General features: G+C 69.0%; 15 protein-coding genes. 11 read left to right on the forward strand and 4 right to left on the reverse strand.

Translation table 11 applies throughout. From position 1 onward, the window contains the following. Nucleotides 1-7: 7 nt before the first annotated feature. Nucleotides 8-553, reverse strand: a complete 546-nt coding sequence (locus ACOYJQ_RS01245; RefSeq protein ID WP_433455738.1) for a CDP-alcohol phosphatidyltransferase family protein — start codon at nt 551-553, stop codon at nt 8-10. Between the two features lie 360 nt (nt 554-913). Here ACOYJQ_RS01245 and purM point away from each other — a divergent pair, with 360 nt between their 5' ends. Both purM and purN read left to right on the forward strand, forming a co-directional pair. Further along, nucleotides 914-1,999: a phosphoribosylformylglycinamidine cyclo-ligase gene (purM, locus tag ACOYJQ_RS01250; protein ID WP_433455740.1), complete on the forward strand. Its 1,086-nt coding sequence runs from the start codon at nt 914-916 to the stop codon at nt 1,997-1,999. A 59-nt stretch (nt 2,000-2,058) separates the two neighbouring features. Then, on the forward strand, nt 2,059-2,682 hold the full coding sequence (purN, locus tag ACOYJQ_RS01255) for a phosphoribosylglycinamide formyltransferase (protein ID WP_433456395.1): 624 nt from the start codon (nt 2,059-2,061) through the stop codon (nt 2,680-2,682). Nucleotides 2,683-2,794: 112 nt separating this feature from the next. Here the strand turns inward: purN and ACOYJQ_RS01260 are convergent, their stop codons facing one another. Then, nucleotides 2,795-3,919, reverse strand: coding sequence for a penicillin-binding protein activator (locus ACOYJQ_RS01260; RefSeq protein WP_433455741.1), 1,125 nt, complete (start codon nt 3,917-3,919; stop codon nt 2,795-2,797). Between the two features lie 498 nt (nt 3,920-4,417). Between ACOYJQ_RS01260 and rsmI the strand changes: the two genes are divergently transcribed. From rsmI to gshB, 3 genes are all read left to right on the forward strand, one after another. After that, the gene (rsmI, locus tag ACOYJQ_RS01265; RefSeq protein WP_433455743.1) at nt 4,418-5,437 is read left to right on the forward strand and encodes a 16S rRNA (cytidine(1402)-2'-O)-methyltransferase; all 1,020 of its coding nucleotides are present in this window, start codon (nt 4,418-4,420) and stop codon (nt 5,435-5,437) included. Beyond that, a complete protein-coding gene (locus ACOYJQ_RS01270) occupies nt 5,434-5,817 on the forward strand; it encodes a YraN family protein (RefSeq protein ID WP_433455745.1) in 384 nt (127 codons plus the stop codon). The genes rsmI and ACOYJQ_RS01270 overlap by 4 nt, the downstream gene beginning before the upstream one ends. Before the next feature lie 74 nt (nt 5,818-5,891). Next, nucleotides 5,892-6,854, forward strand: coding sequence for a glutathione synthase (gene gshB, locus ACOYJQ_RS01275; RefSeq protein WP_433455747.1), 963 nt, complete (start codon nt 5,892-5,894; stop codon nt 6,852-6,854). A gap of 56 nt (nt 6,855-6,910) precedes the next feature. On the opposite strand, the gene nth is transcribed toward gshB, so the two are convergent. After that, on the reverse strand, nt 6,911-7,591 hold the full coding sequence (gene nth, locus ACOYJQ_RS01280; protein ID WP_433455749.1) for an endonuclease III: 681 nt from the start codon (nt 7,589-7,591) through the stop codon (nt 6,911-6,913). A gap of 191 nt (nt 7,592-7,782) precedes the next feature. On the opposite strand from nth, the gene ACOYJQ_RS01285 reads away from it, so the two are divergent. Beyond that, entirely contained in the window at nt 7,783-8,280 is a 498-nt protein-coding gene (locus ACOYJQ_RS01285; RefSeq protein ID WP_433455751.1) for a DUF2244 domain-containing protein, read from the forward strand. Between the two features lie 2 nt (nt 8,281-8,282). Here the strand turns inward: ACOYJQ_RS01285 and hemW are convergent, their stop codons facing one another. Further along, a complete protein-coding gene (hemW, locus tag ACOYJQ_RS01290; protein WP_433455753.1) occupies nt 8,283-9,443 on the reverse strand; it encodes a radical SAM family heme chaperone HemW in 1,161 nt (386 codons plus the stop codon). 106 nt (nt 9,444-9,549) lie between these two features. On the opposite strand from hemW, the gene rnr reads away from it, so the two are divergent. The 5 genes from rnr to rpoZ all read left to right on the forward strand — a co-directional run bounded on the left by rnr (nt 9,550) and on the right by rpoZ (nt 14,120). Next, entirely contained in the window at nt 9,550-11,964 is a 2,415-nt protein-coding gene (gene rnr / locus ACOYJQ_RS01295; protein WP_433455755.1) for a ribonuclease R, read from the forward strand. A gap of 298 nt (nt 11,965-12,262) precedes the next feature. Beyond that, the gene (locus ACOYJQ_RS01300) at nt 12,263-12,490 is read left to right on the forward strand and encodes a hypothetical protein (RefSeq protein ID WP_433455757.1); all 228 of its coding nucleotides are present in this window, start codon (nt 12,263-12,265) and stop codon (nt 12,488-12,490) included. Further along, complete coding sequence (locus ACOYJQ_RS01305; RefSeq protein WP_433455759.1) at nt 12,480-12,908, forward strand: DUF983 domain-containing protein; 429 nt, start codon at nt 12,480-12,482, stop codon at nt 12,906-12,908. Before ACOYJQ_RS01300 ends, ACOYJQ_RS01305 begins: the two co-directional genes overlap by 11 nt. A 13-nt stretch (nt 12,909-12,921) precedes the next feature. After that, on the forward strand, nt 12,922-13,641 hold the full coding sequence (locus tag ACOYJQ_RS01310; RefSeq protein ID WP_433455761.1) for an NUDIX hydrolase: 720 nt from the start codon (nt 12,922-12,924) through the stop codon (nt 13,639-13,641). A 92-nt stretch (nt 13,642-13,733) separates the two neighbouring features. Further along, nucleotides 13,734-14,120, forward strand: a complete 387-nt coding sequence (rpoZ, locus tag ACOYJQ_RS01315; protein ID WP_433455763.1) for a DNA-directed RNA polymerase subunit omega — start codon at nt 13,734-13,736, stop codon at nt 14,118-14,120. Nucleotides 14,121-14,150: the final 30 nt, after the last annotated feature.

Consider the following 14,150-nt stretch of genomic DNA (forward strand, 5'->3'; position numbering starts at 1 on the left):
CGATTTTTCATTCGGCCATATGACGAAGCCACAGTGCGAGATAGGCGCCCGCAGAAGCAAGCGTCAAGACGACGACGGCGGCCATGCCCGCATTGAACAGCCACGGCGCGGCCGCGTCCGGCCCCGCGCCCGTGAGCCCGAGGCTGCCGAGGGCGAGCGCGGCGAGCCCGATCTGCGCCGCCGTGTTCAGCTTGCTGACCAGCAGCGGGCTGATCGCCACCGGCCGCGCCATCAGCCAGGAGATGACGACGGCCATCAGAATCAGCACATCGCGCGAGACGACGAGAATCGCCATCCACCCCGGCAGCACGCCGGCGATGGCGAGCGAGACGTAGATCGACACCAGCAGGGCCTTGTCGGCGACGGCGTCGAGATAGGCGCCGAGTTCGCTGCGCATGTCGAACCGGCGCGCGATGTAGCCGTCGACGCCATCGGAGAGGCCGGCGATCACAAAAAGCGTGAAGGCCGCGACCCATGCCCCGGCGCCGATCGACACCACGATGACAGGCACCAGCAGCAACCGCACGATCGTGATCAGGTTGGGAATCGTCATGATAAGGACGCTCGTCCTCCGGCTTGCGGGCCGCGCCTTCCTCGCCGCGCGGCCCTGAAAGGGCACAATAGCAACTCGCATTCGCCTTATACCGCTTCTCGGCGAGCTTGACCCGTTGAGAAACGGTCAGGCCCATCGCAGACCGGGAGCATCGGCGTCAATGCGCGAATCGGGCGCAAGTTGCACAAAGAGATGCAAATCGCGCAGAGGGATGAAGACGGAAGCGATTCATGCGGCAGGCCCGGTCCGGCGCACGAGCGCGGGCGGGTTGGCCTGCCACGGTTTCCGGGGCTTGCCCCTTGCCTTTGAGCTTCCGGCAGCGTAGGTGCCTGATGAAGGGCAGCAGCGGGAATTGCAGCGATGTCGCAGACCGAACATGACGAACCGGACAGGAACGGATTGACCTACGCGCAGGCGGGCGTCGACATCGACGCCGGCAACGCCATGGTGGAAGCGATCAAGCCGCTCGTGCGCACGACGCGCCGCCCCGGCGCGGACGGCACCATCGGCGGCTTCGGCGGCCTGTTCGACCTGAAAGCCGCCGGCTATACCGACCCGATCCTCGTCGCCGCCAACGACGGCGTCGGCACGAAAGTCAAGATCGCCATCGAGACCGGCCGCCACGAGACGATCGGCATCGATCTCGTCGCCATGTGCGTCAACGATCTCGTCGTGCAGGGCGCGGAGCCGCTGTTCTTCCTCGATTATTACGCCACCGGCAAGCTCGACCCGCGCGAGGGCGCCCTCATCGTGCAGGGCATCGCCGAAGGTTGCCGGCAGGCGGGATGCGCCCTGCTCGGCGGCGAGACGGCGGAAATGCCGGGCCTCTACGGCCACGGCGACTACGACCTCGCCGGTTTCGCCGTGGGAGCCGCGGAGCGCGGCGGGCTGCTGCCGCGCGGCGACATCGGGCCGGGCGACGTCATCCTCGGCCTGCCCTCCTCCGGCGTTCATTCGAACGGGTTCTCGCTCGTGCGCCGCATCGTCTCCGCCGCCGGTCTCGGCTGGGACGCGCCCGCGCCGTTCGCGCCTGGAAAATCCCTCGGCGAGGCGCTGCTGGAGCCCACGCGCATTTATGTGCGCCCGCTGCTCGCGGCCCTGCGCCGCACGGACGCCATCAAGGGCCTCGCCCACATCACCGGCGGCGGCTTCATCGACAACATTCCGCGCGTGCTGCCGGAAGGCACGGCCGCGCGGCTCGATCTCGGCCGCATCGCGCCGCCGCCGGTATTCGGCTGGCTCGCCCGCACCGGCGGCGTGGCGGAAGCGGAGATGCTGCGCACTTTCAACTGCGGCATCGGCATGGTCGTCATCGTGGCGGCCGGGCAGGCCGATGCGGTGACGCAGGCGCTGATCGCCGAGGGCGAGGCGCCGGCGCCGATCGGTGAAATCACCGAGGCGGGCGAGGGACCGCGCGTCGTCACCGCCGGCGGGCTGGCGCTGTGACCGGCGCGACGACCGGGCGGCTGCGCACGGCGGTGCTGATTTCCGGGCGCGGCTCCAACATGGCCGCGCTGCTGACGGCGGCGGCGGCAGCGGACTTTCCCGCCGAGATCGTGCTCGTCGCCGCGAACCGGCCGGACGCGGGGGGCCTTGCCACCGCCCGCGAGGCGGGGATCGCGACGGAAACCGTCGATCACAAACCCTTCGGGCGCGATCGCGAAGCTTTCGAGCATGCGCTCGACGCGCGGCTTGCCGCGCACGGCATCGAGCTCGTCTGCCTCGCCGGCTTCATGCGCATTCTCACGCCGTGGTTCGTCGGGCGCTGGCTCGGGCGGCTCGTCAACATCCACCCGTCGCTGCTGCCCTCCTTCCCCGGCACGCGGACCCATGAACGCGCGCTCGAGGCCGGCGTGCGCCTGCACGGCTGCACGGTGCATTTCGTGGAACCCGAGGTGGATGCCGGCCCCATCATCGCGCAGGCGGCCGTGCCGGTGCTGCCGGGCGACACGCCGGAGATGCTGGCGGCGCGCGTGCTCGTGCAGGAGCACGGGCTTTATCCCCGCGCGCTCGCCCTCGTCGCGAGCGGGGCCGTGCGCTTCGTGCCGGGACAACCTTCCGGCAGGGCGGAAACGAGCGCCGCCGCCGACACCACGCCCGCCACGCTCGCCCTTAGCGTTCCAGCCTGAAGCGACGCCCCGGCAAGCGGGGCCGCGACGCAAGGCTCGGGGCACAAATGCGCCTGCGGAAAACGCGCCCTCGGGCGGGAGCGCGGCGCCCCCGCCCTCTGTTGAAGAAGCGTCAGCGCAGCTCGCGCGGCGCGGCGCTCACGGTGACAGCCGCGTTCTGGCGCACTTCCAGCACCGCCAGCGCACGATCGTTGGTGCCGTTCGTGTTGAAGCGGAACACGCCGTCCGCGCCGGCGAAGCCAGCCCGGTTGGTCAGCACGGCGGTGGAGAAGCGCTGCGACCCCTGCGTGCGCACGAGCGCCGCCGCCAGCGACACCGCGTCATACGTCAGGCTCGCGATGCGCGCCGGCTCCGCGCCGTATTTCGCGCGGTAGCGCTGCGCGAAGGCGTTGAAGCCCGCGCCGTCGGGAGCGGCGAACCAGCCGCCCTGAAGGCCGGGCGCCGCCAGCGCGCGCTGGTCGTTCCACAGCGACGTGCCGAGCAGTTTCACCCGCCCCGTATCGACGCCCGCCGCGCGCAGGTATTGCGCGATGCTCGGCAGCGTATCGGCGTTATCGGGCAGGAACAGCGCATCCGCGCGGCCGGCGCTCGCGGCGATGCGCTGCACGGCCTGCGGCAGGTTGGAGCGGTCGGCGGCGTAGGATTCGATGGCGACGACACGCCCGCCCGTGGCCGCGACCGTCTCCTGGAACGCCGCCCGCACGACCTGCCCGTAGGCGTTGTCGGGAATGAGCGCCGCGAACGAGCGACGGCCCCGCTGGGACGCGAAGCGGATGATGCGATCCACCTCCGTTTCCGGCAGGAAGCTCAGCAGGTACACGCCCGGCTGGGCGACGTTGCTGTCGGTGGAGAAGGAGATGACCGGCCGGCCCTGCTGCCGCGCGACGGAGCCCGCCGCGGCGGTGGAGGCCGAGAACAGCGGGCCGAGCACCAGCTCCGCCCCCTGGCCGATCGCGGCGCGCGTCGCCTCGCGCGCGCCGGCTTCCGAGCCGCGATCGTCGCGCACCAGAATCTGGATGTCCGGCTCGTTGAATTCGCTGATGGCGAGTTCCGCCGCGTTGCGCAGCGATTGCGCCGTCGCACCCGCGCCGCCCTGCGCCGACAGCGGCAGCACCAGCGCCACCTTCACCGATCCCGCGCCGATCACGCTGTCGGCCACAGCCCCGGACGCGGCGCCGTCATCCGCGCCGCCGAGGCCGAAAAGCCCGCCGGAACCGGAGGAGCAGCCGGCAAGCATCAATCCCGCGCACAGGGCGGCGGCAAGGCTCCTGAGCCCCGCACGCCGCGCGCGCGACTCCGGCGCCCCGATCTGCGGCCGGCAAGTCTGCGGCCGGCAAGCGTCCGATCGTGAAGATTTGGCTGGCAGACTGCGGTTGAACGCTCGGATCACGGAACTCTCCCTGGCTACGGACAAGACAGGCTCACTCACAACGCAAGCGTGCATCCTTCCGATACAATCTTGCGGGGGGCCGACGCAAGGCCGATACAAGCGCAATGCGCAAACGTTGCCGATACTACCGACCTGTCGCTGTTTCGCAATCAAAGCTTAACACCCGTTTACGTCACGGCGAAAACGTCGCCCTCGCGCAGGCGCCATTGTCGGGCGCGCCGCGGGCTGCTATCCCCATTTATCGGCGGCCCGGTCCCGTGCCATGCTTGTGCCATGCCACAGGCCGCGAACCGCGATCGCGCACGCGGCCGAAGACGCGGCGGGCGTGAACAGGATGTTGATGACATGAGCGATGACAAGCGCGCGCCAGCGCCAGAAACCGACAGCGCGACGAATGCGCCGACTCCCGCGCCGCTTCGCGCCCCGCCCGCTTCCCTGCCCGGCGCCGTGCCGTCCGCCTCGCATTTCACCGCCTTCGGCCTCGCCGCGGAGGCGGAGCCGATCGCGCCGGGGCTGCATATCGTCGCGACGCCCATCGGCAACCTCAAGGACATCACCTTCCGCGCGCTCGGCACCCTCGCGGCCGCCGACGCCGTGCTCGCCGAAGACACGCGCGTCACCAAGGTGCTGCTCGCCCATTACGGCATCACCACGCCGCTCATCGGCTATCACGAGCACAACGCGGAGCAGATGCGCCCCAAGGTTCTCGCCCGCCTGCAAGCGGGAGAGGCGCTGGCGCTGGTGTCGGACGCCGGCACGCCGCTCGTCTCCGATCCCGGCTATCGGCTCGTCGAGGATGCGCTGGCGCACGGCATCCGGGTCACGTCGAATCCCGGCCCTTCCGCCGTGCTCACGGCGCTCGTCGTTTCCGGCCTGCCGACCGATCGCTTTTTCTTCGAGGGGTTCCTGCCCGTCAGGAGCGGCCCGCGCCGGGCGCGGCTGGCGGCGCTGGGCGAGGTGCCGGCGACGCTGGTCTTCTTCGAATCGCCGCGCCGGGTCGGCGACATGCTGGCCGATGCCGCCGCCGTGCTCGGCGAGCGCCCCGCCGCCGTGGCGCGCGAACTGACGAAGCTTTACGAAGAAGTGCGGCGGGACACATTGCCGGCGCTGGCGCAAAGCTACGCGCAGGAAACGCCCAAGGGGGAGATCGTGGTGCTGGTCGGCCCGCCGGGCGCGGATGCGCGGGCGCTGTCGCAGGCCGATCTCGACACGCGCCTTGCCGCCGCCCTCGCGCGCCACAGCGTCAAGGACGCCGCCGCCATCGTTTCCGCGGAGACGGGGCAGCCGAAACGCGAGGTCTATGCCCGCGCGCTGCAACTGACCGCCGCCCGCCCGGACGACGACGGCGAGCCGCCGGCGCCATGACGAGGCGAACGGCGGACGCCAGACGCGCCGCGACGCACGACGCGGGCTTGCAGGCCGAAAGGCTCGCCGCCTTCCTGCTGATGCTGAAGGGCTATCGCATCCTCTCGCGCCGCTACCGCGCCGGAGGCGGCGAGATCGATATCGTCGCGCAGCGCGGCAACACCGTCGCTTTCGTCGAGGTGAAGGCGCGCGCCGCGCTCGACGATGCCCGCCAGGCCATCACCGCCGACAAGCAGCGGCGCATCGTGGGCGCCGTCCGTCACTGGCTGGCGCGCAACGCCTGGGCGATGCCGATGACCCTGCGCTGCGACGCCGTGTTCGTCGGCCGCAAGGGCCTGCCGCGCCATGTGCGCGATGTCATGACGCTTTATCTGGACTGAACGTTTTGCGATTGCGGGCCGCGCGCCGGAGCCGCATAAATCGGGACGTATCAATTCAAGTGGAGCATTAGGCGATGAGTCTTGTCGTGGCCGTCCAGATGGACCCGATCGAGCATATCAATGTGGCGGGCGATTCCACCTTCGCCCTGCTGCTGGAGGCGCAGGCGCGCGGGCACGAACTGCTGTACTACACGCCGGACTCGCTCTCGCTGCGCGACAGCCGCGTCACCGCGAAGGTGCGCCCGCTCACCGTGCGCGACACCGCCGCGCCCGGCCACGCCACCCTCGGCGAGGCGCGCCGCATCGACCTCGAGAGCGAGACCGACGTCGTGCTGCTGCGGCAGGACCCGCCCTTCGATCTCGCCTACATCACCTCCACGCACCTGCTGGAGCGTATCCACCCGAAAACCTTTGTGGTCAACGATCCGGCCGCCGTCCGCAACGCGCCGGAGAAGGTTTTCGTGACCGCTTTTCCCGAATTGATGCCACCCACGCTGATCACCCGCGACAAGGACGACATCGAGGCTTTCCGCCGCGAGCACGGCGTCATCGTGATGAAGCCGCTTTACGGCCACGGCGGCGCGGCGGTGTTCCAGGTCAACGAGCAGGACGGCAATTTCGGCTCGCTCTTCGATCTCTTTTCCGTCACCTTCCGCGAACCTTGGGTAGTGCAGAAATTTCTGCCGCAGGTGAAGTTCGGTGACAAGCGCATCATCCTCGCCGATGGCGAACATGCCGGGGCCGTCAACCGCGTGCCGGCCGAAAACGATATACGTTCCAACATGGTAAGGGGTGGGGCCGCGGTCGCCGCCGAGCTGACGGAGCGTGAGCGCGAGATCTGCGAGACCATCGGCCCGCATCTGCGCGAACGCGGGCTGCTGTTCGTCGGCATCGATGTGATCGACGGTTGGCTCACCGAGATCAACGTCACCTCGCCCACCGGCATCCGTGCGATCCGGCGCAACGGCGGGCCGGATGTCGCCGCCATCATCTGGGACGCCATCGAGCGCCGCCGCGCGCAGGGTCAGCGGGCGTGAAAGCGGGTTCCGTGACCGTGATTCCCGTTTCCGTGACCGTTGTTCCCGGCGAAGAGTCAAGCGGTTTTCGGCTCATAACGACATAAGTCGTTGATGATGCACTTCGGGCATTCGGGCTTGCGCGCCTTGCAGACGTAGCGCCCGTGCAGGATGAGCCAGTGGTGCGCATGCCGGCGGTAACGGGCCGGCACGATGGCCGCGAGCCCCAGTTCCACGGCGAGCGGGGTCGCGCCGGGAGCCAGCGGAATGCGGTTCGACACGCGGAACAGGTGCGTGTCGACCGCGATGGTCGGCTGGCCGAAGGCGATGTTGAGCACGACATTGGCCGTCTTGCGCCCCACGCCGGGCAGTTGCTCCAGTTCCTCGCGCGTCTGCGGCACGGTGGAATCGAAGCGGTCGATCAGCATTTTCGAGAGCGCGACGACGTTCTTCGCCTTGTTGCGGAAGAGGCCGATGGTCTTGATATAGTCGCGCAACCGCTCCTCGCCGAGCGCCACCATCTTTTCCGGCGTGTCGGCGACGGCGAACAGGGCGCGCGTGGCCTTGTTGACGCCGACGTCCGTCGCCTGCGCGGAAAGCGCCACCGCGACGAGCAGCGTGAAGGGGCTGGTGTATTCAAGCTCGCCTTTCGGCTCGGGATCGGCCTGCTCGAAGCGATGAAAGATCTCCGCCACGGTCGCGGCATCGACGGGAGAGGGGCTGTCGACAGTGGTCACGGCTTTTACGATTCGCTCCATCCATTTGTTGACGCATCGCGTTTCTCCGGAAAGCGTTTACACTTTTCGCTTTGATGCGATTAGAGGCTTTCCGCGTTTCGCTGAAACGCAAAATCCTCTAACTTTTTGATTTTGAGTGAATTCCGATCGATTAAATGATTCCATTCAATCGGAACGCACTCTAAGGTGACGGGCTGAAAGCGTGACATGACATGAACCCGGCCGACACTCCCGCCGCGAATGCGCCTGACGCGACGCTGTTCGCCGCCCGCATCACCCCGCACCGGTCGATGGGGCGGCAGGCGTTCCGCATTACCATGACGCTCGTCTGCCTGGCGAGCGTGATTTCCAGCCTGCCCTTCGTGCTGATGGGCGCATGGCCGGTGGCGGGTTTTTTCGGTCTCGATCTCGCGGCGCTCTACATCGCCTTCCGCATCAACTTCCGCCGGGCGGAATCCTTCGAGGAAGTCTGGCTGTCGCGCGTCGAACTGCTGCTGCGCAAGGTGAGCCATCGCGGCATCTGGCGGGAATGGCGCTTCAACCCGCTCTGGACGCGCCTCGAACAGACGGCACATGTCGAATCGGGCGTGGAGAGGCTCGCCTTCGTCTCGCGCGGCGAGCGGGTGACGGTGGGCGACGCGCTCTCGCCCCACGAAAAGGCGAGCCTCGGCACCGCGCTGCGCGACGCGCTCAACGAGGCGAAGCGGTAGGGTTATGCCGCCAGCTCCGCGATCACCGCGTTGAGCACCGGCAGGCCGGCGGCGGTGGCGCGCAAGCGGCCGCCGGAGAGCGCGACAAGGCCCTGCTCTTCGAGAAAACGCAGCTTTTCCGCCCGCAGGGGCCGGCCGGCGAAAGCGGCGTAGCGGGCGGTGTCGATGCCCTCCGTCAGCCGCAGGCCCATGAGCAGGAACTCGTCCGCCTGCGTTTCCATGTCGAGGCATTCCCGCTCGACGATCGCGTTGCCGTCGCGCTCCACCAGCGCCAGCCAATCCTCGGGGCTGCGCTCGGTGGAGAGCGCCATGCGCCCCTCGTTGGTGACGAGCCGCCCGTGCGCGCCGGGGCCGACCCCCGCATATTCGCCGTAGCGCCAGTAAAGCAGGTTGTGGCGGCTCTCCGCGCCCGCGCGGGCATGGTTCGACACCTCGTAGGCCGGCAGGCCGTGGCGGGCGCAGACCTCCTGCGTCACGTCATAAAGATCGCGCGCCGCCTCGTCATCCGGCACCACCAGCTTGCCCGCCGCGTGCAGGCGGGCATACCAGGTGCCGGGCTCGATGGTGAGCTGGTAGAGCGACAGGTGTTCCACCGCATGCGCGATCGCCCGCTCAAGCTCCGCCGCCCATGCGGCGGGCGTCTGGCGCGGCCGGGCGTAGATCAGATCGAAGGAATAGCGCTCGAAGTTTTCCGCCGCCAGCTTCACGGCGGCGAGCGCCTCCGCCACCGTGTGACGGCGGCCGAGCGCGCGCAGATCGGCGTCGTCGAGCGCCTGCACGCCGAGCGACACGCGGTTGACGCCGGCCGCCCGATAGCCGCGAAAACGCCCGGCCTCGACGCTGGTGGGATTGGCCTCCAGCGTGATCTCGGCGCCGGGCGCGATGCGCCAGTGGCCGGCGATGGCGTCGAGAATGGCGGCGATGGTCGCCGGTTTCATCAGCGAGGGCGTGCCGCCGCCGAAGAAGACGGACGTCACCGCGCGCCCCGGCGCGAGCGCCGCGTTGTGGGCGATCTCGCGCGCGAAGGCCGCGGCGAAGCGCGCCTCGTCCACCGGCTGATGGCGGACGTGGCTGTTGAAATCGCAATAGGGACATTTCGAGGCGCAGAACGGCCAATGGACGTAGACGCCAAAGCCGACATCGCGCGTGGGATGATCGCTCATGACATCCCTCTGAACGCATCCGGCGCGAAACGCAAGCGACTCGACCCGCTGGCGCAACGGCGCGCGACGTGCGACAAGAAGGCTCGTTTTCGCCGTGACAGCCGGCATGGACAGATCCCGGCATGGATGGATCGTAGTGGCCAGACAGATCAGGAACCGCCCCGCAACCGCGACCGCCGCCGGAACCCGCAAGACGCGTCTCCGCGCCCGCACGCCGGAGGCGTCCGCCGCCGATTCGCCGGAAGCGTTTCTGCCCACGAAAGAGCAGATCGTCGGCTTCATCGCCGAGTCGCCCGGAAAGGTCGGCAAGCGGGAAATCGCGCGCGCCTTCGGCATCGGCGGCGGCCAGCGCATCTGGCTCAAGCGCATCCTGCGCGAGCTTGAGGACGAGGGCGAGATCGACCGCCGCCAGAAAACCCTGCATCGCGCCGGCACGCTGCCGCCCGTCGTGCTCGCCGACATCACCGCCCGCGACAGCGACGGCGAACTCATCGCCAGGCCCGCCGAATGGGACGACGCCGGCGGCACGGTACGCGCGCCGCGCATTCTCGTGCATCTGCCCCGCCGGCCGAAGCCCGGCCAGCCGGTGCCGGGCGTCGGCGACCGCGCGCTGTTGCGGATAGAGCCTGTCCATGACCGGGATTCCGAAAAATCGGAAGCCGGATCAATTGCTTATATCGGTCGCATCATCAAGGTGCTGGCCAGGGTGCGGGCGCAGGTGCTCGGCATTTTCCACGCAAGCCCCGACGGAGCCGGCGGCCGGCTCGAACCCGTCGACAAGAAGCTGCTCGGGCGCGACCTTCCCATCCGCCCCGGCGACGCGGGCGATGCGCAGGACGGCGACCTCGTTTCCGTCACCGTCGCGCGCACCGGGCGCTTCGGCTCCTCGCACGCCAGGGTGGCGGAGCGGCTGGGATCGCTGCGCTTGGAGCGCGCCGTGAGCCTGATCGCCATCCATGCGCATGACATTCCGCATGTCTTCCCGCCCGCCGCGCTGCGGGAGGCGGAGGAGGCGCGGCCCGTGCGGCTCGATGCGCAAGGGAGCGCGCGCGAGGACTGGCGCGCGCTGCCGCTCGTCACCATCGACCCCGCCGACGCCAGGGACCACGACGACGCGGTGCATGCCGCGCCCGACCCCGATCCGGCGAACGCCGGCGGCTTCATCCTGACGGTGGCGATCGCGGACGTCGCGGCGTATGTGCGCCCCGGCACGGCGCTCGACAAGGCGGCGCTGGAGCGCGGCAATTCGGTCTATTTCCCGGACCGGGTGGTGCCGATGCTGCCGGAGCGCATCTCGAACGATCTGGGCTCGCTGCGCCCGCACGAGGACCGTCCGGCGCTGGCGGCGCGCATCGTCATCGACATCCAGGGCCGCAAGCGCCGCCACTCCTTCCACCGCATCATGATGCGCTCGGCGGCGAAGCTCGCCTACGGCCAGGCGCAGGCGGCCATCGACGGCACGCCCGACGACACCACCGCGCCGCTGCTCGATACCGTCCTGCGGCCGCTGTGGAACGCCTATGCCGCGCTCACCGACGCGCGCGACGAGCGCGACCCGCTGGCGCTCGACCTGCCGGAGCGCAAGCTCGTCCTGAAGCCCGACGGCACGCTCGACCGCGTGATCATGCCGGAGCGGCTGGACGCGCACCGGCTGATCGAGGAATGCATGATCCTCGCCAATGTCTGCGCGGCGGAGACGCTGGAGCAGGCCGGCCTGCCGCTGATCTACCGCGCGCACGACGAGCCCTCCGCCGAAAAGCTGCGCGCGCTCGCGGAGGTGCTGGCCTCCATCGGCATCAAATCGCCGAAGACCGGAGCGCTGACGCCGACGATGTTCAACCGCATCCTCGCGCTGGTGGAAAATTCGCCCAACCGCGATTTCGTCAACGAGGTGGTGCTGCGCACGCAGGCGCAGGCGGAATATTCCGCCGACAATTACGGCCATTTCGGCCTGCACCTGCGCCGTTACGCGCATTTCACCTCGCCGATCCGCCGCTATGCGGATCTTGTCGTGCATCGCGGCCTGATAAGGGCGCTGAAGCTCGGGCCGGACGGCCTGCCCGACGGCACGACGCGCGAGGAACTGGCGGAAATCGCGGCGCAGATATCGGCGGCGGAGCGGCGCGCCATGGCGGCGGAGCGGGAGACCGTGGACCGGCTCGTGGCGCATTTCATGGCCGACAGGATCGGGGCCGAGTTCTCGGGGCGCATCGCGGGCGTGACGGGCGCGGGCCTGTTCGTGAAGCTCGACGACACCGGGGCCGACGGCTTCATCCCGGCCTCGACGCTGGGGCAGGACTATTTCCGCTACGACGAGACGCTGCATGCGCTCGTCGGCAGCCGCTCGCGAAAAAGCTTCCGGCTCGGCGACCGGCTGGAGGTGCGCCTGGTGGAAGCCGTGCCGGTGGCCGGCGCGCTGCGGTTCGAGCTTCTTTCCGGGAGCGGCGGGGAGCGGCGCGGCGTGAGGGCGCAGCGCTCCGGCCGGCCGAAGGCGACGGGCGCGCGGCGCAGATACGGCTGAACCGCAAGGCTTGCGATGCCATGATCGGGGCAATTCCGATTTGACTTCAACGCCCCGCGCATTATGTCTTGAGGTGGAGGCGCGTTCCTGCGCCTCCGAGGCTTAGAAACCTCTCAAACAGCGGTCGGCGCCAACCGTGAGGCGCTCCCTAGCCCATGGCCGGGGAGGCGCTGGCTATGTTCAGGGCTCCGCCTAAAGGCCAGCGCGGCCGTCTGTTTGCGGTTTTCTAACTCTCCCGGCCACCAGCGGGCGCTCAGGTGCCTTTCTGGTGGCTTCTTCACCCTGAAGGAGAGTTATCATGACCGACGAACATCCCGGCGCGAGCCTGCTGACCATTTTTGTACAACTGACGCCCTGGGTGCAGGCCGTCGTGGCATTTCTGGCTTGCGTCCTCGCACTCGGGCTTGCTTATCTGTTCAAGGAAACCGTGGCCGCCCTGACGCATCCGTTCATCCGGCCGCCGCCGGGGCAAGGGGCGCAACAGGGCGCATTCGTGCGCACAGTCAAGGAAGTCCATGACGATTGAATCCCTCACCGGCAGCGGTGCCGACCAGCCGCACCGCGCCGTCTGGCCCGCCGTGCGGCGCGGGCTGCAAGGCCGTTGCCCCGCCTGCGGCGAGGGGCCGCTCTTCGACGGCTATCTGCGCATCGCGGACCGCTGCGCCGCCTGCGGCGAAGAGCTGCACCACCACCGCGCGGACGATCTGCCGCCCTATATCGTGATCACCATCGTCGGGCATATCATCGTCACGCTCGTGCTGGCGGTGGAGATGCTTGCGGATTATTCCACCCTGACGCAGATGATCGTATGGCCGCTGTTGACGCTGGCGCTGTCGCTGGCTCTCATGCGGCCGGTCAAGGGCGCGGTGGTGGGCTATCAATGGGCCTTGCGCATGCACGGCTTCGACGGCGCGCGGCGCGACGAGAGCGCCCACGAACGATAACAGGGGAAATGGCATGAGCGAAACGAGCCAGGTGGCGGAAGACAAGCCGGATTACACGCAGATCGTGCCGCGCGACGCGGCGTCCCTCATCATCATGGACCGCACGCCGGGCGGGCATTACGTGCTGATGGGCCGCCGCCACGAGCGCCACGTCTTCATGCCGGACGCCTATGTCTTTCCCGGCGGGCGGCTGGAGCCCTGCGACGCCGAGATGGTCGTCGCCGGCGCGCTTCACCCGGCGGCGGAGCGCAAGCTGATGGCGATGGTCGACGACCCCTCCCCGCTCGCCGCCCGCGCGCTGGCGCTCGCGGCGATTCGCGAGACGTTCGAGGAGACGGGGCACCTCGTCGGCTCCACGGACTACGGCGCGCCGGAGGAGACGCCGGAAGCCTGGCGCGCCTTCGCGGAACATGCCGTCTTCCCGGAGCTGGACGCGCTGCACTTCGTCGCCCGCGCCATCACGCCGCCGCGCTATCCGCGCCGTTTCGACGCACGCTTCTTCGCCATCGACGCCTCGGCCATCGCGCATACGGTGGAGGGCGCGCACGGCCCCGATCACGAGCTGGTGGAACTCGTCTGGGTCGGGATCGACGACGTGGCGTCGCTGAATACGCCGCGGATCACCCGCCTCGTGATCGATGCGGTCATTCACCGGCTCGCCGGCGGCTTTCTTCAGGAAACGGCGGTGCCGCTGTTTCGCGGCGATTCGCTCGCGGGCGCGGCCGAATTGTGACATCGCCGCAAGCCGGCGTTGCTTTTCGGCGCAAAATGGTGTAACCGGTTCGCTTCGTCATATACCGTTGCGCGCAGGAGAAGGAGCCCGCCATGGCTCGCGTCACCGTCGAAGATTGCATCGACAAGGTCGATAACCGTTTCGAGCTGGTGCTGCTCGCCAGCCATCGCGCCCGCATGATCTCCTCCGGCTCGCCGCTGCTGGTCGAGCGCGACCGCGACAAAAATCCCGTCGTGGCGCTGCGCGAGATCGCGGACGAGAAGTTCGCGCCGGAGGATCTGAAGGAAGAGCTGATCCACTCCCTGCAAAAGTACGTCGAGGTCGACGAGCCGGAGGAAGACGCCGTTCCGCTGATCGGCACCTCGGTGACGGGCGCGGTCGACGACAGCGAAATCCAGTTCGACCGCATGAGCGAGGACGATCTGCTGCGCGGCCTTGAGGGGCTCGTGCCGCCGGCCGCGAGCGACGACGAGGACTGAGATTTCGCATGCCGCGTCCCGTCAGGGGCG

It is taken from the genome of Pseudochelatococcus sp. (assembly GCF_050946405.1).
In the GTDB taxonomy this organism is placed as follows: Bacteria; Pseudomonadota; Alphaproteobacteria; order Rhizobiales; family Beijerinckiaceae; genus Pseudochelatococcus.